The organism is Amycolatopsis kentuckyensis, assembly GCF_002155975.1.
Lineage (GTDB): Bacteria > Actinomycetota > Actinomycetes > Mycobacteriales > Pseudonocardiaceae > Amycolatopsis > Amycolatopsis kentuckyensis.
In genome coordinates, this window is the sequence record NZ_MUMI01000313.1 from 59,390 (window position 1) to 78,975 (window position 19,586).

Below are 19,586 nucleotides of genomic sequence, written 5' to 3' on the forward strand. Positions count from 1 at the left end.
CATAACCATGCATCGCTCATGCATAGCAACTGAGTGATCATACACATAAGTGCATGTTATGCATTGACAGGTTGGCCATCATGTCAGGCTGTCGATCGCCAAGCGTCGAGTGGATCGAGTAGGCGCCCAGGGCAGGACCGATGTCGATCAATTTGATCACGTGGACTGTCCATCGTGGATGATCGAAATAGCCTCTGACCTAGGGATGTTGCTCGTTAACGGGCATAGGGGGTCAAAAGTTCAGCGCATTGACGTTGACCCGCTCCCACGTTGCTTCCGCATATCCCTCCGTGACGTTTCGGTCGGAAGCGATGTTCGTTACCGACCAACTCTTGACCTGCATAAACATGCATGCATTGTCGTTGCATTGGATGTCGATCGGGGGTGCGAATTGCCCCGTCGACCGAACACGCCGTGCGACGCCGGATGCGGAACACTCCTGTGGCCGAATCGTCAGACGAGTAGGCCTCCAACCTGCCGCGCCTGTCGCAGGCAGATCAGAGAAGTCTTTAAGGACAAGATCCGGGAAGCCGACCTGGAGCGTCGGCGGGCACGGCGGGGCGTAAGAAAGTGCGCATGGTGCAAAAAGACTTTCAGTCCAGGTTCGGATGCGACAAAAGCCTGCAGCCTGTCCTGCGCGCAGTATGTGCGTCACGCTCGGGACGGCAGAGGCGCAACTGAGGGCGAGCGCAGGGCCGCAAGGCTCGCAAGCTGGCAGCGGAAAAACCGAAAGCGCCGAGCTCTCAAGGCTGGCGCTCGCCATGAGGCATACACTACGGCGGAGATCGCCGAGCGCGACAAATTCACCTGTCAACTCTGCGGCATGCCCGTTGACATGGGCCTAAAGTATCCCGACACCCGGTCTCCGTCGATCGATCATATTGTAGCCATCGCGAACGGTGGAGACGACACGCCAGGCAACGTTCAACTGGCGCACTTCGGGTGCAACTCGAGCAAGGGGGTGCGGCCGTGGCTGACTCGAACGCCCTCCGCACTCGTCGCTCCCGACTCCACTCGGCCGGCGACCACTCCTTGTGCAAGCCGGGACGGTGCCCGGCGGTCCTAGTTTCACCGCCGCCAGCTGTAGCGCCGCGATGCGACGAGGCGGACCCCGAAACCGGCCTTGGTCCTCGAGGCCAGAGGCTCTGGACCGCGGTCACCACAGCCTGGACGCCGACCCCGCTGCACCGCGAGCTACTACTCGAGGCATGCCGTGTCGCCGATCGCCTCGAGCAGCTAGATCGCCAGCTCCGCGGCGAGGACTGGCTGCGCTTTTGGCGTCGCAACGACGTCCAAGACGAAGAGAATCGCGACGATCCGCTCGAGATCCATGTCTTCATCGACAAGGCGCTCGCGGAGGCTCGCGAGCAGGGGAACGCCCTGCGTCAAATGATCACGGAGCTGGCGAAGGTGGCTGTCGCGCCCGAGAAGCCGGCCGAGAAGGGCGGTGGGGTCCTTGCTGGCCTCGCCGACGAACTCGCAGCCAAGAGGCGCGCGCTACCCGCGGGTTAGTCACGCCCCCGGCATCATCGTCGACAGCTTCGGCAGCGTCGCTGGCAGCCTGATGAAGGCTGCCAGGAAGCCGCTCGAGGACTGGCAGCAGGACGGCATGGATCTGATGCTGTCGTATCGCGCCGACGGTAAATGGTGCTGCTACGAGTACGCCGAGTGGGTTGCCCGCCAGAACGGCAAGGGCGGCCTTGGCGAAGCCCGCGTACTGACCGGGTTCTTCGTCTTGGGCGAAGAACTGATCATTTGGTCTGCGCACGAGTACAAGACGGCCCTCGAGGCGTTTCGGCGCATCCGAACGCTGATCCGGGCGCTCGGCACGGCGATCTCCGAGACGCTGGTTGAAGTCGACGGCGTGCAGATCAAGATCTCGAACACCAACGGTGAAGAGGGCTTCGAGCGGCTCGACACCGGGCAGCGCATCAAGTTCGTCGCGCGGTCTAAGGGTTCGGGCCGAGGCTTTTCGGGCGATGTAAACATCATCGATGAAGCCTTTGCGTATACGGCAGAGCAGCAGGATGCCCTGATGCCCACGCTGATCGCCCGCCCGAACGCCCAGATCGTCTACCTGTCGTCGCCTCCACTGACTGGCGACACCGGTGAAGTGATGTTCGCGCTGAAGAAGCGCGGCGAGGCCGCTGACGACGATTCGCTCGGCTACCGGGACTGGGGCGTCGAAGGCGACCTCGACAATCTCGCGAAGCTGGATCTGGACGATCGCGCCCTGTGGGCGGCCGCGAACCCCGCGCTCGGCCTGGGCCGCGTGACGTTCGAGACGATCGGCCGGCTGCGCAAGGCCATGGCGGCCAACGGTGGCCGCGGGTTCGCCCGCGAGGTGCTCGGCGTATGGCCGAAGCGCCGCGAGGGCGGCAGCTTCATCAGCGCTGACGAGTGGTCAGCGCTGATGGACGCCGAGTCCAGGCGCGACGGTGACGTCGCCTTGGGCGTGGACATCTCGCCAGCCCGCGACTACGCCTGCATCAGCCTGTACGGCAAGCGCATGGACGGCTGGGGCCACGGCCAGATTGCGGTCTATGCGCCCGGCACGGACTGGCTGGTCGCCGCTATCGAGCAGTGGCGCAACACCGTCGACCCTGTCGCGATCGTCATGGGCCCCGGAACCGGCAAGTCGCTAAAGGTCGAGCTCAAGAAGGCAGGCATCGTCGTCCCGGAAGAGCGGGACAAGAGCGAGCGCCTTCCCGGCGAGGAGATCAAGCCGAAGCGTGGCGATCTGATCATCCTCGGCGCCGGAGAGATGGGCGCAGCGTGCGGAGCCCTTCTCGACGCGGTGCGCCAAAAGACGCTACGCCACATCGGCCAGGAAGAGCTGACTACTTCCATCACCGGCGTGACCGCGCGCGAGACGAATGACGGCCTGCAGTGGGCGCGAGGCAAATCGTCGGCGGACACGGCGCCGACCGTGTCGCTTTCCCTGGCTCAGTGGGGCTTCGATACCCGCGCGCACCTGGTCGACCAGGATGGCGAGCCATTCAATGTGTGGTAGCCCAAAAGGAGCAGATCTTGAGACGCAAGCTCCTCTATGCGGGCGAAGTCGCCGGAGTTGCTTCGATTGCGGTCGGCGTTGGCCTGGTTTACGTGCCCGCCGCCTTGATTTTGCTGGGGATCCTGGCTGTTGTCGGCTTTGAGCGCGCTTTGACTATACAAAACGGGGCGAAAGGCGCGAAGAAGTGAGCCTTTTCGGCCTGTTTGAGAGTCGCGACAGCATCGAAAACCCGCAGGTTCCGATCACTTCGGCGTCGCTGTTGGACCTTTTCGGCGGCCAGATTGTCGAGGCCGGCGTAGCGGTAACGCCCGAATCCAGCCTCGAAATGTCCGCGGTGTTCCGCGCGACGACCCTGATTTCGTCTGTAGCGGCCGCGATGCCGCTTGTGACGTACAAAGAGGGCACCAAAACCCCGCAAAAGTCGCCGTTGCTGCGCGATCCGCACCCGGAGATGACTCCGTTCGAGCTGTGGCAGCTGTCGTACGCGCACCGCTGCTTGTGGGGCAACTTCTACGCCCAGAAGGTCAAGGCGCGCAACGGCCAGGTCAAGTACCTGTATCCACTGTCGCCCTGGAACGTCAAGGTTGGCCGCGTCAAGCCGTCCGAGCTGAACCCGTCAGGCAAGGTTTTCGCGATCGCGAAGGAAGACGGCTCGACTGAGCCGGCTACTTCCCGCGAGATCTTCCACATTCCCGGTTTTGGCTACGACGGCCTGACCGGCGTCTCCCGTGTGCGCCTGGCTGCTCAGGGTATCGGCACCGCACTGGCCGCCGAGCGCTACAGCGGCAAGCTGTTCGGCTCCGGCAACCTGATGTCGGGCATCTTGCAGACCGAGCAGCGCCTACAGCCCGAGCAGGCCGAGGCGATCCAGTCGCGCTGGAAGGCAAAGGTCTCCGGCCTCGCCCGCGCTCATGAGACGGTCGTCCTGGACGCTGGCGCCAAGTTCCAGCAGCTGACGATGCCGTCGGCCGACGCCGAGCTGCTGGCTTCCCGGCACTTCGAGGTCATCGAGATCGCCCGGTATTTCGGCGTTCCTCCGTATCTGATGATGGAGACGGAGAAGACGACGTCGTGGGGGACCGGCCTCGAGCAGCAGTCGCTGGGGTTCGTGACGTTTGACCTGCATCCGCAGTGGCTTGCGCCCACGGAGCAGCGCATCACGAAAGAGCTGACGGGTCCGACGACTGAGGTGAAGTACGACCTCGACATGTTGATCCGCGGCGACACCGCCGCGCGCACGGCTTTCTACAGCATGATGCGCCAGGTCGGCGCTTTCAGCGCAAACGACATCCGCGACCGCGAAAATCTGCCGCCTATCGCGGACGGCAACAGCTATTTGCAGCCGGCGAACATGCAGCCGCTTGGGTTCGTTCCGCCGCCCGATGGAGGAAACAATGGCTCTTCGCAGCCAGCAGGCGACTGAGGAACGTCGCGACCTGAACATCAAGGCGGCCGGCGTCGAAGTCCGCGCGGACGGCGGCGAAGGCGATGCGCCTGCGGGGTCGACGTTCGTCGGCCACGCCGCAGTGTTCAACACCCGTACGGCGATCGGCAACCCGCTGACGTGGGGCTTCTACGAGCAGATCGCCGAGGGCGCCTTCACGAAGACGCTGTCCGAGGGCGACGCCCGGATGCTGGTCGACCACGACTCGTGCCTGGTCGTGGCCAGGGTGTCCGCCGGCACGCTCCGACTGTCGCAGGACGCGACCGGCCTGGCTGTCGAAGCCGACCTAGACGGCGAGCTGTCGTATGTTCGCGACCTCGAGGCCAACCTGCGCAACGGCAACATCACCGGCATGTCCTTCGGCTTCTATGTCGTCAAGGACGACTGGAGTGTCGAGGAAGTCGAGCTGTCCGACGGCAACAGCGCCGAGATCGAGGTTCGCACGATCCTCGAGGTGCGCCTACTCGAGGTGTCCGCGGTGACGTTCCCCGCGTACGAAGAGACCGACGCGGGGCTTCGCGCCCTCGCGATGCGCAGCAACCGTGCTGCCATCGAACGCCGCCTGCCGCATCTGCCGCAGGCAGCCAAGCTTCTCGCAGATATCCCCGAACCCGAGCCGGGCGAGACCACTCGGGCAGATGAAGAAGTCGAGCCGGCTGCGTCCACTCGGGTTCCCGTCGAATCGCTGAAGCTGCGAATGAAGAGCCTTCCTGAGCGCTACCACGGACTCGAAGGCTAAATCCCCAATCCATCCCGCCCCGGCTTTGTCGGGGCTTTTTGGCGTGCCCGAAGGGACGCAAACGTCATGAGTGACAAGATTCGTAAGCTTCAGGAAGAGCGGGCCAAGGTTTGGGCCCGCGCCCAGGAGCTCGAGGGCCGCGCTGATTCCGAGGCTGGCCTGACCGCGGAAGAGCGCACCAACTGGGATGCGGCTCTTGACCGCGTCGGCGAGCTGTCGGCCGACATCGAGCGCCTCGAGCGGTCCGCCAAGTACGGCGAGATCGACTTCGACACGCTCATCGAAGAGCGCAAGGCGGGCCCGGAGGGTCCGGCCGACGCGCCCGCCGGCAAGCCGGTCGAAGAGCGCTACGAGGAGGCCTTCAGCGGCTTCCTGCGGCGCGGCATCAACGGGCTGGCGGCCGAGCAGCGGCAGCTGATGAACGAGCGCATGACCGAGCTCGACACACGTGCGCAGTCGACTTCGACCACCGCGGGCGGTTACACTATCCCGCCGGGCTTCTTGACCCGGATCACCGAGACGATGAAGGCGTTCGGCGGCATCCTCAACGTCGCTGAGCTGATCACCACCGACTCGGGCAACCCGCTGCAGTGGCCGACCTTCGACGGCACCGCGCAGACCGGCCAGCTGCTGTCGGAGAACACCCAGGAGACCGCCCTCGACCTGGCGTTCGGCCAGAAGACCCTGGGCGCCTACACCTACTCCAGCCGCATCGTGCAGGTCTCCCTGCAGTTGCTGCAGGACTCGGCGTTCAACCTGGATGAGTTTGTCGCCCGCCAGCTCGGCATCCGCATCGGCCGCGCTGTCGCCGCCCACCTGGCGACCGGTACCGGCTCGAGCCAGCCGGAAGGCCTGTTCACCAACGCCACGACCGGCAAGACCGGCACGACCGGCCAGACGACCTCGGTTATCTATGACGACCTGGTCGACCTGATTCACTCGGTCGACCCGGCGTACCGGGCGCAGAACCCGATCTTCGTGCTGAACGACTCCAGCCTGAAGGTCATCCGCAAGCTGAAGGACTCGCAGGGCCGCCCGCTGTGGGAGCCGTCGCTGCAGGTCGGCGCCCCCGACACCATCCTCGGTTACGGCTATGTCGTTGACCAGGGTGTCGCGAGCATGGCGGCGAACGCCAAGTCGATCGGCTTCGGCGACGTGCGCTCGGCGTACGTCGTTCGCCAGGTTGCCGGCGGCCAGATGCTGCGGCTCGCCGAGCGGTACGCGGACTACCTGCAGGTCGGGTACCTCGGCTTCCTGCGTCTCGACGCGAAGCCGAACGACACCGCGGCCTTCAAGGTATACGCCAACTCGGCGACCTGATCAACTAGCTGGTTTGCGCATGGCGTCGGCTTCGGCTGGCGCCTTGCGCGCCTCGCATCCCGGAGTAGTAGATGCCATCAGTACGAATCCTTCAGTCCGTTGCGGGCCTCGACTTCTCCTGGGTGCCTGGCGATGTGGTTGAGATGACAGACGAGTCGGCGGCCGCCTGGGCCGACGGACATCGCGGCGAATACGTTAGCGTTCCCGAGACTGCCGACGAAGCCGAGCCGGCGGAGACGCCTGAAGACGTCGAAGAGGCGCCAGAAGTTCCCGGGGCCGCCGAAGAGCCGGAGCAGGCAGTCGAAGAGGTGCCGGAAACTCCTGAGGCGCCTCGCCGCCGAGGCCCCGGCCGTCCACCCAGGTCCTGACGTTCCAGAGAGGGCGGTGATCTGCCGTGGCTCTTGACCTTGCGGCCAGCTTCGACGAGTCCGGCAGCACCGTTATCGACTACGCCAACGGCCTCAACTTCCCGATGACGGCGAGCATCACCCGCGTCGCCGGTCACGGCACTGGCAATGCCGTGCAGGCGAACGGTTCCACTCCGGTGCCGCTGCCGACTTGCGGCGTCGCGGACCAGCGGACGGTGATGGCCTGGATTAAGGGCGACATCACCACCGAGGACTCCTGGATCGTCGAGTGGCATGTGGACGCCGAGGACACGGGCGCCTGGGGAATCCTCAGCCTGCAAGGCGACATCGTCATCCAGGCGGAGAATGGCTCGACGCAGGCTCGGGCGTCGGCTCCGTGGAGCGACATAACCGGCTGGCATCACGTGGCTGGCACGTTTGACGGCTCGATGGTCTGCCTGTACATCGATGGCGAGCTGGTCGACTGCACTCCGCTGAGCGGTCCGATCCGGACCGACAGCGATGCTCCGACGCTTTTGGGGCGTGGCGACACGCCCGCTGTGGATGATCTGCGGGTGTACAGCCACTGTCTTGACCTGCAGTCGGTCAATGCTGCGAAGGCTGCGATCGTCGTGGCGGACAACTTCACGAGCTCGGCCGCCCTTGCGGTTGACGCTGACTTCATCAGCCGCGTGACCGCGGCGGTCGCACACTACGCGCTCTCTGTGGCGGCAGAGTTCCTGGCGACAGATCAAAGTAATCAGGCTGCGAAGGTCAGGTTTCAGTTGGCGCGCAGCGTGCTTCTCGAACCAGAAGCCTACGGCGCGAAATTCGCGTGGGCTATCGCTGCTGACGCGGGTGTCGACGGAACAGTCGATGACGCGTCGATTTCACAGAAGATCGCGGACGCCTGGCCGGTGTTCGCCGGACTATAGAAGGTAAATACGTGCGAAGACAGGTCAGAACGGCACTCATTGCCGCGGGCGGTGCAGCCGCGGCCGCCCTCCTGGGGCTCACGACGGCCGTCGTCGCCACGGGGCAGACGACGGAGACGCCGAAGGTCGAGTTCAAGCAGGCGTCTTGTACGACGAACTCCAACGGAGTTTGCACAGTGTCGCACACGCTCGGCGTAGTGCCCGCGGCGATCGTGGTATCGCCGAATACGCCTGGCAGCTACAACGCCTATATGCTGAACACCGTTCGCGATTCCTATACTGCGACGACGTTCAAGGTCCGCGCGATGTTCACGCAGACGCAGCCGAAGGCGAACGGAACGATCTGGTTTACGTACGCCGCATACGCGGCTGGCGTCACTCCGCCTCCGCCGCCTCCGCCGAGTACCACGACTCCGCTGCCGAGTACGACTACTCCCGCGCCGACGACCACGCAGCCTCCGCCGCCCACCACGACTTCTGTCGTTCCGCCGCCGACCTCGACCACTGCGCCGCCCCCGAGCGGGTGTGCGAGCCCGACGAAGCTTGACGAGCAGGATGGCCGCACCTTCGACGCTCCGGACACGGGCGGCGGGCAGTTTTACGTCCACAACGACGCATGGAACTGGCAGGGCAACGAGAACGGTCAGTTCGAAAAGTTGTACCTGTGCAACTACAACAACTGGCGCGTTGACTCGTGGGGCTTTGACACCCCAGAGGGCGAAGTCTTCATGTACCCGTCGACCAAGTGGGACGCGACGGGTAGCTGCTGCGCCGGCAAGGCGCTGTCGACGTGGCCGACCTCGGTCAAGGGCCGTTTCGGCGGCACGGTGTCGGGCTACGACAACACCAGCAGCTACAACGTGGCGTGGGACCTCTGGCTGAACGGTGTCGCGAGTGGCGACTACACCGAGCTGATGATCTGGACGCAGCACGGCGGTAACGCCGCGCCGGCCGGTACTCGGCGCACCGACTGGACTGCCCCCGACGGCCAGGTCTACGAAGTCTGGTGGGACGGCAACAAGACCGGCCAGTCCGGCGGCAGCTACCTGGCGTTCATCTCGAAGAACGCGCAGGTTTCCGGCACGGTCGACATCAGGGCGTTTATCGCGGAGGCTGCCGCCCGCGGCTACATGAACGCCAATCCGACGCTGAACCAGTTGAACTTCGGCATCGAGGTTCGTGACACCGGCGCGGCCACTCAGGCAAACCCGGCGCGGTTCACGCTGACGGATTTCGGCCTGGACCTGAAGTAGGGGCACCACCAGCGAGAAGCTCGGCGGCCTAACGGTCACCGAGCTTCTCGCTGTCACGATCTTTCAGCCATAGAAGGGCTACGCCATGGCGCAGTGGTATCGCCAAGCGCAAGTCAAGTTCCTGAACAAAGAAGCAGACTGGAACTCTGACGCGATCACGATGACGCTGCACACGGCGTCCTACACGCCGAACCTCGACACTCACGCGTACGTCTCGGACCTCTCGGCCGAACTGGCCGCCGGGTCCGGCTACAGCACCGGAGGCGTCACGCTGTCGTCGTGCGCGATGACGTACACCGCGGCGAACAGCTGGGGCACCTCACGCGCCAACTCGACGGCCTACGCGGTCGGCGATGTCATCCGACCGGCGTCCGGCAACGGCTTCGTCTATCGATGCGCGGTTGCCGGCACGTCGGCAGGCACGGTGACAACTCTCGGCACCGTGCTCGGCCGGGAAACCACGGACGGCACGGCAGTCTTCGAGAACGTCGGCTCCGGCGTGGTCCAGCTGACTGCGGCGAACGCGACGTGGAGCTCGCCGTTCTCGGCTGGCCCGTTCCGCTACGCCGTCATCAGCGACCGGACGCCCGGCACGGCCGCGACGCAGCCGCTGATCGGCCTGATCGACTTCGGGTCGAACCAGACGGGCGGTGGCGGCGCGCTCAACGTCAACTTCAACTCGCAGGGCGCCCTGCTCATCTTCACCCCTTAGGAGACAGTGTGAGCATGCAAACCTGGGGCGAGACTCTGATCTCCGCCCAGGTGGACGGCACCGCCCTAGCGAACTCGACTACCGCGACGTCGATTCTTCCCGGCGCGGCGAAGTTCACCCTGCCGGCCAACTTCTTCCTGCCGGGCCGCGTGTTACGGCTCAACGCCTGGGGGCGCATCTCGAACATCGTCACCACCCCGGGCACATTGACGCTCGACGTCCGCCTTGGCTCCACTGTCGCCTTCAACGGCGGCGCGATGGCATTGAACACCACGGCGAAGACGAACGTGTCGTGGCGGGCGATCATCATGCTGACATGCCGCTCGATCGGCTCCGGCACCTCGGCGACACTGTTCGGCCAGGGCGACTGGTGCTCGGAATCGGCAGTTGGTTCCGCATCGGGTGTCGCCAACGACATCCTGATGCCAGCTAGCGCGCCCGCGGTCGGCACTGGTTTCGACTCGACCGCGAGCCAAGCTGTCGACCTGTTCGCCACGTTCTCTATCGCCAACGCCGGCAACTCGATTCAGCTGCACGAGTACACGTTGGAGGCGCTCAACTAATGGGTGGCGGAGCATGGCCCCCGGCGTCGCCGTGGGTGTGGCAGGACTCCTGGGTGGACGCCGGCGGGAACCAGAAGGACTTGATCATCTCGGTCCGGTTCGACTCGCCCGTCAACGGCGGCGGGACCTTGGCGCTTCAAGGCGTCGACTACGACCTGGACCCCAGCTGTCCCTGGCAGTACCTGATCGTCGTCAAGCCTGACGGAACCCGCATCGTCCAGCAGATTCCCAGGACCGCTCGGACCGGAACGATCGGCAAAGCAGCCTTGGCTAGTCGCGGGTTGACGTCGTTCAACGACATCGGGTCGATCACCGCAGGGGATACCTCGAACTAACCGGAGGCAGCGGTGGCTCTCGCCCTCGACGCTTCCACGCCGGCGATGGTCAAAGGGACCACAACCCCCGCGACCACGGCATCGTTCTCGCCGCCCGCCGGCGCCCTGCTCTTCGCGCTGTGCGAGGCGGACGAGCTCAACACCTTCTCTATCTCGAACACCGGCACTGCGCTGACGTGGACGTCGGTCGGCGTCTCGATCAACCAGTCCGGCCAGGGATCGATCCAGGTTTACTGGGCTTACAACGCATCTGCGCAGTCGAACATCACGGTCAGCTCGGCGCGCGCTGGCAGCTTCACGGCCAACGCGCTGAAAGTATTGGTGTTCACCGGCGCGGAAACAAGCTTCACCGGCGCTAAGGCCACCGCGCTGGCGGCCACGGTCAACATCACCACAACCGGGCCCAACTCCTGGGTGTGGGCCGCGCACATCGAGGAAAACGGCGGCGCCGATACCGCGGCGACTGGCTGCAGCTTCAATGACGCCGAGACGACGTTCGGCGGAATCGGCGGCGGCGTCCTCAAGCGTACGGCGACCACGCCAGCCGCCGGCACGGTTGTGACGATCGGTGTCACTTCCGCGACGATCCCTGCAATCCTCGCGTTCGAGGTGAAGGAAGCCGCCGGCGCGGCCGTCGAGGGCTCAAGCTCCACAGCGTGGCACCCTGGTCGGGGGCCGACGCAGGCGCGCTTCTACAAGACGCCACGCGCGACCGACGCCGTCGCAGCGTCCCCGACAAGCTTGACGGATCCTGGGGCCACGGCCAGCACCCTAGGGGGCACAGCAGACAGCATCGCTGTCGGCGTCGCCCTGGCGGACGCCGCGGCCGGCCTCCGATTCGGATCTGCGTCCGACTCTCTTGCCATCGGTGTCGCCCTGGCCGATCCGGCCGCGGGTTCTGCGCGGGCTGGCGCCGCCTTCGGCGAAGTTGCAGTCAACAGCCTCGTTCTGACAGACCCGACCGTCGGGGCGAGCCGCGGCGGCGGCAATGCCGACGCGCTGGCGACCGGTCTGGCCCTTGTCGACGGTTCGGCCGGGTCCGCTCGCGCTGGCGGCGCTACAGAGTCTGTCGCGACTGGCATTGTTCTCCTCGACGTTATCTCGGCTGCTCGACCGGCGTCGACAGTCGACACGCTTGCCATCGGCGTCGCCCTGGCTGACCCATCGGTCGGTTCTTCGCGCAGCGGCGCCGTCTTTGGCGAGACCGCGACGGTGGCTTTGTCGCTCGCCGATCCTTCGGTCGGCGCGATGCGATCCGGCAACGCGACGAATACCATCACGACCGGCTTGGCGCTGAGCGACACCCCCGGCGCCATTCGCCTCGGTACCAAGGCTGACACTCTCAGCTACGCCCTGGTGCTCGCCGACCGTCCCGGTTTCGCGCGACTGGCCGGAACGGTTGACTCTTTCAGCCTGGGTGCGTCTACCGGCTTTATCTGCCAGGACTTCAGCGGCGGGACGTTCATCGAATCCTACGGTGGGACGCTCACCGTTGACGCCTACGCGGGCTCGCTGACGATCGACGCGTACAGCGGTTCGACCACAATCGACTCTTACGGCGGCACTGCCGCGAATTGCGGTAGGTGACATGGCTCTAAAGGTCGAGATCACGCTGAACGAAAACAACGACGAAAACATTAACTGCACGCTGACCACGAACAACCCGACGGCCGGCACGACGCTGGATTTGACTGGCATGACGCTCGAGGCGTTCTTGAAGCCGACCAAGGCCACGGCCGATACGGATGGCGCCGTTTGGAAAGGCACATCGAGCCCAGCGTCTGGCGTAACCGTCACGAACGCAGCGGGCGGCCTGGTGACGGTGTCTATTCCCGCCTCGGCTATCGACACGACGAAGACGTGGTGGCGGCTAGACGTCATCAGCTCCGGCGGGAAACGGAAAACCGCGCTGTACGGAACCGTCACCGTAAACGACCTGTAGGAGAGACATGGCCATCGACCTCGGCGATGTCATCCGCTGCAGCTGGCAGAACAAGTCACCGTCTGGCGGCCTGGTGAACGCCGACACCGTCACCCTGACGATTATCCAGCCGGATGACACGCAGGTTGTACAGACGGTCTCACCGTTGACGACCGGCACTTATCAGTACGACTTCGTTACGGCACAGGCCGGCCGCCATGTCGTGCAATGGTGCGGCGTGGGCACCAATCCCGGCGCGAGCGTCGACATCTTCGACGTTCGCAGCCTGACGCCGCTCTATCTCATCTCGCTGGCCGAGATGAAAGACCAGCTGAAGATCACCGGCACGTCGGATGACGAAGCGTTGCGTCGCTACATCGAGTCGGCGACCACCGCGGTTGAGCGGATCCTCGGCGAGGTCGCGGTCAAACGAACGTTCACCGAAGAACATCGCCTGCCCGACTATTTCCGCGGCCTCGGCCAGGCCAATCCGGCGATGACACTCGATCGTTCAGGGGCGCCGCGGCAACTGGCGTTGAACCGTTTTCCGGTCGTTTCGCTGACCAGTGTGGCGCGAGTGGACGGAACCATGACGTGGAACGTCGGCTCGCTGCACGTCGAGTCGGCTACGGGCGTTGTCGACGTGATTAGCGGCCCTGAGTTCTCCGGTCAATTGTCGGTGACCTATGTCGCCGGCTATCAGGTCATTCCGTCGGAGTTCACGCAGGCGGCTGGCTTCATCGTCGAACACCTCTGGCAAACCCGCCGCGGCGGCCGCGGAGCTCCGGTTCCGGGCGGCATGGGCGTGACACAGATCCCCGGCATCGGCTACGCCATCCCGAACCAGGCGGTTGAGGTGCTCGGCGGCTACGGAATTCCGGGGTTCGCGTAATGGGTACAGAAACGCGATATCCAGCCGCGGTGGACGCCATCGTGGCGGCCTTGACGACCGCGTTTTCCGGGCAGTCCGTGAACGTCTGGGATGGCCCGGTCGCCAGCGGCGACTACGCGAATGCGGTTTACGTCGGATACGACGCTGACCCCCAGGCTGCCGAGTTCGTCGCCGCGACCGGGCTGCAGCAGTGGGACGGTCTGGGCGCGAAGAAGCGCGCCGAAGACCTCGACATCGTGTGCGCTGTACTCGTCGACTTCGTCGAGAGCGAAGCCAATTCGTGGAAGGCAACGCGCGACGCTGCGTTCGCCATCTTCGACACCGTCGGTCAGACGCTCCGCGCTAACCCGAGTCTGGGGCAGGCGCCGCCGTTTGTCGCCGAGATCGCGAACTCGCGGTACTCGCAGGAGTTCGCGGAAGTTCCGAGCGGTGACGCCATTTCGCTGAAGCCGCAGGGCCGGATCGTTTTCGGCGTGCACATTAAAACCCGAGTCTAGGAGCGGCATCGTAATGCCTCGATTCAAGTCGCTTTCGAGCGACGACCTCAGCGTGTTCAGGCCCGTCGGGGAACACGACGCCTTTCCTGTCACCTCTGAAGCGCCGGAGATCGAAGTTCCCGGTGACGTGACCGAGGAAACCGAAGACGCCTACATCGTCGGTGCCGGCGACGAAGCCCGAGCTTGGCCGAAAGCCACTTGGGTCCTTGTCGCTCCGGAAAAGAAGCCTGTCAAGGCCGAGAAGGAGAACTAACCCATGGCCACTGGTTCCGGCCTTGACGGCCAGATCGGCTTTGCCCAGGAAAGCACCTGGGGCACGCCGGTCACTGTAACGCGCTTCATCGAGTTCAACTCGGAGAACCTCAAGCGCGACCCGACGTTCCTCGAGCCGACCGCCCTGCGCGCCGGCACTAAGTACAAGCGCGCCTCGCGGATCAGGGTGTCGCGGCAGACCATTTCCGGCGACATCAACTTCGACATCAACACGCTCGGCATGGGGCTTCTGGTCAAGCACATGCTGGCCTCGACGGTCACCACGCCCACCCTGATTTCCGGGTCGGCGTACAAGCAGGTTCACACCCCGGGCGACTTCCGCGGCCTCGGCTTGACCTGCCAGGTCGGCCGCCCGGAGCCGTCGACCGGTACGGTCCGGCCGTTCACCTTTGCCGGCATCAAGGTGTCCAAGTGGGAGTTCAACCTCAAGGACAACGACACGCCGTCGCTGAAGCTGAGCGTCGACGGCCGTTCCGAGGCGACGGCGACCGCCCTGGCGACCGCGTCCTACCTCGCCGGCGCGACCACGTTCGACTTCTCGCAGGCAACCTTGAAGCTGGGTGGCACGGCGACCACAGCATCAGGTGAGACCACGATCGCTGGCGGTACCACGGTCGCGACGATCATCAAGGAGATCTCGGTCGGCGGCTCGGCACCGATGGCGACTGACCGGTTCGGCCTGGGCAACGGCGGCCTGAAGGCGGAGCAGCTGGAGAACGGCGTTCCGACGATCACGGGCAAGCTGTCGGCCGAGTTTAACAAGACCGAACTGTACGACCTGTTCACGAACAACACCACGACTGCGCTGCAGCTGGACTTGACGGGTGCGGCGATCGGCTCGGCGAACTATCTGTTCTCGATCATCATCCCCGCGGTGAAGCTGAAGCAGGCGTCGCCGGCTGTGTCTGGCGCCGACCTGGTGCAGATGTCGACCGACTTCGAGGCGTACTCGGACGAAGTCAACCCGGTCATCCAGATCAAGATCGTCAGCACGGAGAGCGCCAACATCTGATGACAGACGCGCGAATCTCGATTTCGTCGACCGGTGCGGAAGAGTGGCGGCGTTTGTCTCGCAACCTCCGCGGCGCGCCGAAGCAGCTTCGCGCCGATCTCCGCAAGCGGATCCTGGAGGCTGGCAGGCCGATCCTGGATGACGTCAAACAGGCCGTCCGGAACATCCCCGTCACCTCTTCGCGAGGTGGTGGGGCCACCCGGCGTCGACAGTTCAACGCCTTCCGGGCGGAGCAGGTTGCCCGGCGCTCGGGGCGCGATGTCGAGCAGGCGATCAACCGCGGTCTGCGGAAGCAGGCCGGCCTGAGGCGGCACGTCGCGGATGCGACGAAGTTGCAGATCCGCGCCACGGGCATCCGGTTCGTCGTCGACTCAAGCAACCTGCCTGCGGGCCAGCGAACGATGCCGCGGCATTTGGACTCCCCGAAGGGGTGGCGGCACCCCGTCTTCGGCAACCGGGACAACTGGGTTCATCAGCAGGGGAAGCCGTACTTCGGCACGACGATCAAGAGGCGTTCCAACGACTTTCGCAGGGCGATCCTGCAAGCCATGGACGACACAGCAAACAAGATTCAGAACTGACATCCTAGGCGGGATAGTTCATGAAGTACCTGATCAAAGGCAAAGAGTACGAATTCGACTTCGACTTCACGCTTGAGGAAGCGTTTGAGCTCAAGGAAAAGGCGTACCTGACGATTTCCGAGCTGAACCCGGCACTTGCCCGCGTCGACCCGCACGCGGTCTGCGCAGTCGCGTACTTCGCGATGAAGCGCAACCGCGAGGTTGTGAAGTGGGACGACGTCAAGAGACTGAAGCTGTCTGAAATCGTCCCGGTCTTCGAGGACGAAGCTCCGGCCGAAGGGGACGCCGAGGTGGACCCTACGCCGCTGCCCGCAGAAAAGCCGACGAAGAGCGGCGGGCGAAGCGCTGGGAAAAGCCGCACGAACGCTACCTGACCTACCTCGCACCGTTCGGGCGGGTTTTCTCACTGCATCCGCCGGTCATCAAGTCTTTGCTGCTTGACGAGTTTGACGTCTACGCGGCCTATGTGGACGCAGCTGCCGAAGCTGCCAAGGGTTAGGAGCTTTCGGTGGCCAACGATCTCGCCTTCAATGTCGTCGCGCTGGACCGGGCGTCTCAGACGTTCCTGAAGCTGGCAGAGACGGTCGAGATCGTTCAAAAGAAGGTTGAACAGCTCGACGGCAAGAACGCCAACGTCGATGTCAACGTCCGTACCGACGCTAGCCGCAGGGCTCTCGACAGCTTCACAACGCGGTTCCAGCTTATGGCGGCCGGAATTATCGCGGGCTCGCCGGCCATCGGGGCGGCGGTCATCGGTGGCATCGGCGCAGGCTTCATCGGCGTTGCTGTTCTTGCCCAGAAGTCGAATGAAGACGTCAAGCAGACGTACACGAATCTGTGGCAGAACGTCGTTCAGTCGACTCGCTCCGGAACGAACCAAATCGTTCCGGAGATCGTAGGTGCTGGCCGGATCATCGACGCCGAGATGCAGCGCCTCGGCCCGTCAATGAAGGCTGGCTTTGCCGCCGCCGGGCCGGATATCATCTCGCTGACGAACGCGGTCACCGGGTTCGCGCGCAACGCGATGCCTGGCGTGACATCGGCGATGCAGAATAGCCTGCCGGTGTTTGTCGGCGTGGAGACCGCGGCCGACACGCTGGGCACGGCGTTCGGCACGAGTGTCGCCTCGATGGGGCAGAACGCCCAGTCTTACGGCGCGTTCATGACATCCCTTGGGGTCATCACCTCGAGTGTCCTGACTGCCGGCGTCCAGATCATCAACGATGTCGCGCAGGCGTGGGCGTCGAACGGCGCCGAGATCGACGGCGTCATCCAGAACACAACGCAGATCATCGCCAGCCTGGCCGACGGCGCCCTGCCGGTCTTGAACTTCGCGCTTCATGCCGCCGCGACGGCCCTCAAGGTGGTCACCGACCTGCTCGGTCCGCTGGCGCCTGTGATCGGCACGGTAGCCGCGGGCGCCTTGGCGCTGTGGGGCGCCTTCAAGCTGGCCGAGCTCGCCACCATCGCGGTGAAGGCGCTCGCCGGCGGCGTTCTCACGCTGGGCGCCGGGATGGAAGCCGGCGCCGCCCGGACTGCCACGATGATGGCGTCGCTCGAAGGCGTGTCGGTTCAGTCCTCGGTGGCGGCCACTGCTGTCCGAACTGCCGGGACGGCCGCGGCAACCGCGTCTGTCAACTTCGCGTCGGCTGCCGCATCCATGGCTGGACCGCTCGGTATCGCGCTCGTAGCGGGCACGCTGCTCATGGGCAGCCTGGCGAGCAGCGAGTCTGAGGCGTCGGCGAAGACGGCCGACCTGAAAGCCAAGACCGACGAGCTTACCTCGGCGCTGATCAAGAACCACGGCGCTGTCAACCAGCAAATCATCGACCAGTTCCAGGGCTCGGGCGCATTCAAGGAAGCCGCCGCCAACGCCGGCAAGCTCGGCATTTCGCAGGCGGACCTGACCGAAGCCATCATGAGTGGCGGCCCGGCGCTTGACGCGCTGAAGGCGAAGCTCGACCAGTCCGTCCAGGCCGGCGGCGCGGCGATCAACTCCCATGACCGCAATGCGAAGGCGACGGTCGAGAACGCCAAGGCAGCTGGTGCGCTGAAGGACGCCCTGGGCGACCTGATCAACCAGTGGAGCAGCGTCAGGACAAACGCTGACAATGCGTCCGCGTCGGAGAACAAGCAGGCGCTCGCACTACAGGCATCAAAGGACGGCCAAGAAGCCACGACGCGGGCCGCGGCAGCCCTTGGGTTGAGCCTCGAATACGTCAGCATGATGTTCCGGGCATCAGCGATCGCCGGCGGCGCCTCGGGGCAGACGGTGCAGCAGGTGTCCGCCGCCTACCTGAAGTCGGCCCTGCAGATCGCCAACGCGGCCGCGGCCATCACCGACCACTTCAAGCAGGTCGACAAATCGGTTGCTTCCGCCCAGGGCGCCGTTGAGGATGCCGAACACTCGGTCGCTCAGGCCTCCCGCAGTGTCGCCGACGCGCAGCATTCGGAAGCTCAGGCGGCGCGTGCGGTCAGCGATGCCCAGCAGGGTGTCGCTGCGGCGGCGCACGGTGTCGTGACGGCTCAGCGTGCGGTTCGAGACGCCGTCGACGGCGTCTCGAGCGCTCAGCGGGCGTACACCCAGGCGCAGGAGCAAGCGCGTCAGGCCGAGGTGTCACTGTCGGAAGCTCGGCAGCAGGCTATCCGTGACCTCAAGGCGCTGCACCTGCAGCTGGAGGACCAGAATGTCACCGAGGCGTCCGCCCGCGTGCGTCTGTTCGACGCCCGGGAAGCTGCGAAGACGTTCGGCATAACCGACGCCAGCGCCAGCCGGGTCGCGAACCAGACTGTCACGACGCAGAACGAGCCTGAGATCAAGGCGGCGCTAGACCTTCTGTCGGCGCAAAACGCGCTCAACAACGCGATCAACTCGGGCAAGAACCTGCGCGAGGACGTGGCGAAGGCGGATGCCGCCGGCGTCAACGGTGCTCGCGGCGTGGTGTCGGCCCAGCAGTCGCTGCGGTCTGCGCAGGATCAGGTTACCTCGTCGCTGAAGGGTATCCAGAAGGCGCAAGAGCAGCTGGCTGATGCGAGCTACGGTTTGCAGCAGGCTCAGCGTGGTCTGCAGCGGGCGCATCAGGCCGTCGAGGATGCGGCGTACTCGGAACGCCGTGCGCACGAAGCGGTCACAGACGCCCAGTACCAGAGCAGCCGCGCGGCGAACGCCCTTCGCGTAGCGAAGCAGAATTTGGCCGACGCACATGACAATGCGTCGAGGTCGCTGGACATCAACACGGCTGCTGGCCGGCAAAACCTGCAGTTGATGTTGCAGTTGTGGGATTCGATCAACAACAGCGGCTTGTCGACGAACCAGAAGTACAACACCGCGATCAGCCAGGTGGCTGATGCGTTTGGGGTCTCGAAGGACCGCGCGGCCGACTACTTGAAGCAGCTGGGTCTGATCCCGCAGGACTTCAAGTATGACGTCACCGCGGTTGCGAGTGTTGACACAGCCGGCCTGGCGCAGGTGTTCAAGGGTACTTCTGCCGGCGGGTACTTCAACGACTCGATGAATCAGAAGAAGACCATCGGCGGCACTGGTTATGCCTCCGGTGGCCCGGTCTACGGGCCGGGCGGCCCGAAGGATGACCTGGTGGATGCCAGGTTGTCTCCTGGCGAATTCGTCCATCAAGCCGAAGCGGTCGACTTCTACGGCGTCGGCTTCATGAAGGCCGTCAACGAGAGGAAGCTGCCGCGGTTCGCGTCGGGCGGCCTCGTGCATTGGAACGCCCTCGGCGCCGGCGCCG

At 64.8% G+C, this 19,586-nt stretch carries 21 protein-coding genes; all 21 read left to right on the forward strand.

All coding sequences use genetic code 11. The annotated features are described in order from the left end of the window. Positions 1-205 precede the first annotated feature (205 nt). Positions 206-1,066 (forward strand): HNH endonuclease, encoded by an 861-nt coding sequence (locus tag CCN39_RS52950; RefSeq protein ID WP_353526874.1) that lies wholly within the window; start codon positions 206-208, stop codon positions 1,064-1,066. After that, the gene (locus CCN39_RS50795; RefSeq protein WP_167455203.1) at positions 970-1,512 is read left to right on the forward strand and encodes a hypothetical protein; all 543 of its coding nucleotides are present in this window, start codon (positions 970-972) and stop codon (positions 1,510-1,512) included. Before CCN39_RS52950 ends, CCN39_RS50795 begins: the two co-directional genes overlap by 97 nt. Next, positions 1,457-3,013, forward strand: a complete 1,557-nt coding sequence (locus CCN39_RS28415) for a terminase large subunit domain-containing protein (protein WP_143264185.1) — start codon at positions 1,457-1,459, stop codon at positions 3,011-3,013. Before CCN39_RS50795 ends, CCN39_RS28415 begins: the two co-directional genes overlap by 56 nt. A gap of 17 nt (positions 3,014-3,030) precedes the next feature. Further along, complete coding sequence (locus CCN39_RS50295) at positions 3,031-3,201, forward strand: hypothetical protein (protein WP_158104558.1); 171 nt, start codon at positions 3,031-3,033, stop codon at positions 3,199-3,201. Then, positions 3,198-4,436 (forward strand): phage portal protein, encoded by a 1,239-nt coding sequence (locus CCN39_RS28425; protein ID WP_086847047.1) that lies wholly within the window; start codon positions 3,198-3,200, stop codon positions 4,434-4,436. Before CCN39_RS50295 ends, CCN39_RS28425 begins: the two co-directional genes overlap by 4 nt. Continuing rightward, on the forward strand, positions 4,408-5,196 hold the full coding sequence (locus tag CCN39_RS28430) for an HK97 family phage prohead protease (RefSeq protein WP_086847049.1): 789 nt from the start codon (positions 4,408-4,410) through the stop codon (positions 5,194-5,196). The genes CCN39_RS28425 and CCN39_RS28430 overlap by 29 nt, the downstream gene beginning before the upstream one ends. A gap of 66 nt (positions 5,197-5,262) precedes the next feature. Beyond that, positions 5,263-6,516 (forward strand): phage major capsid protein, encoded by a 1,254-nt coding sequence (locus CCN39_RS28435; protein ID WP_086847051.1) that lies wholly within the window; start codon positions 5,263-5,265, stop codon positions 6,514-6,516. Positions 6,517-6,910: 394 nt separating this feature from the next. Beyond that, entirely contained in the window at positions 6,911-7,798 is an 888-nt protein-coding gene (locus CCN39_RS28440) for a LamG domain-containing protein (RefSeq protein WP_086847053.1), read from the forward strand. 11 nt (positions 7,799-7,809) lie between these two features. After that, positions 7,810-9,051, forward strand: a complete 1,242-nt coding sequence (locus tag CCN39_RS28445; RefSeq protein ID WP_086847055.1) for a GH12 family glycosyl hydrolase domain-containing protein — start codon at positions 7,810-7,812, stop codon at positions 9,049-9,051. A gap of 160 nt (positions 9,052-9,211) precedes the next feature. Then, complete coding sequence (locus CCN39_RS28450; protein ID WP_143264186.1) at positions 9,212-9,763, forward strand: hypothetical protein; 552 nt, start codon at positions 9,212-9,214, stop codon at positions 9,761-9,763. A gap of 8 nt (positions 9,764-9,771) precedes the next feature. Further along, positions 9,772-10,326: a hypothetical protein gene (locus CCN39_RS28455; protein ID WP_086847059.1), complete on the forward strand. Its 555-nt coding sequence runs from the start codon at positions 9,772-9,774 to the stop codon at positions 10,324-10,326. Between the two features lie 53 nt (positions 10,327-10,379). Then, positions 10,380-10,661, forward strand: coding sequence for a hypothetical protein (locus CCN39_RS28460; RefSeq protein WP_143264187.1), 282 nt, complete (start codon positions 10,380-10,382; stop codon positions 10,659-10,661). Between the two features lie 12 nt (positions 10,662-10,673). Continuing rightward, a complete protein-coding gene (locus CCN39_RS28465) occupies positions 10,674-12,248 on the forward strand; it encodes a hypothetical protein (protein WP_086847063.1) in 1,575 nt (524 codons plus the stop codon). A 1-nt stretch (position 12,249) separates the two neighbouring features. Next, positions 12,250-12,603: a hypothetical protein gene (locus tag CCN39_RS28470; protein ID WP_086847065.1), complete on the forward strand. Its 354-nt coding sequence runs from the start codon at positions 12,250-12,252 to the stop codon at positions 12,601-12,603. Positions 12,604-12,610: 7 nt separating this feature from the next. Continuing rightward, on the forward strand, positions 12,611-13,474 hold the full coding sequence (locus CCN39_RS28475; RefSeq protein WP_086847067.1) for a head-tail connector protein: 864 nt from the start codon (positions 12,611-12,613) through the stop codon (positions 13,472-13,474). A gap of 29 nt (positions 13,475-13,503) precedes the next feature. Beyond that, a complete protein-coding gene (locus tag CCN39_RS28480) occupies positions 13,504-13,971 on the forward strand; it encodes a hypothetical protein (protein ID WP_086847069.1) in 468 nt (155 codons plus the stop codon). A gap of 13 nt (positions 13,972-13,984) precedes the next feature. Then, positions 13,985-14,224 carry a hypothetical protein gene (locus CCN39_RS28485; protein WP_086847071.1) on the forward strand — a complete coding sequence of 80 codons (240 nt, stop codon included), beginning with the start codon at positions 13,985-13,987 and terminating at the stop codon, positions 14,222-14,224. Positions 14,225-14,227: 3 nt separating this feature from the next. Beyond that, positions 14,228-15,256, forward strand: coding sequence for a phage tail tube protein (locus CCN39_RS28490; RefSeq protein WP_086847073.1), 1,029 nt, complete (start codon positions 14,228-14,230; stop codon positions 15,254-15,256). Further along, a complete protein-coding gene (locus tag CCN39_RS28495) occupies positions 15,256-15,837 on the forward strand; it encodes a hypothetical protein (RefSeq protein WP_086847075.1) in 582 nt (193 codons plus the stop codon). Before CCN39_RS28490 ends, CCN39_RS28495 begins: the two co-directional genes overlap by 1 nt. Before the next feature lie 20 nt (positions 15,838-15,857). After that, positions 15,858-16,211 (forward strand): hypothetical protein, encoded by a 354-nt coding sequence (locus CCN39_RS28500; protein ID WP_086847077.1) that lies wholly within the window; start codon positions 15,858-15,860, stop codon positions 16,209-16,211. A 134-nt stretch (positions 16,212-16,345) separates the two neighbouring features. Then, a partial coding sequence (locus CCN39_RS28505) for a coiled-coil domain-containing protein (protein WP_143264188.1) occupies positions 16,346-19,586 on the forward strand: 3,241 nt, incomplete at its 3' end.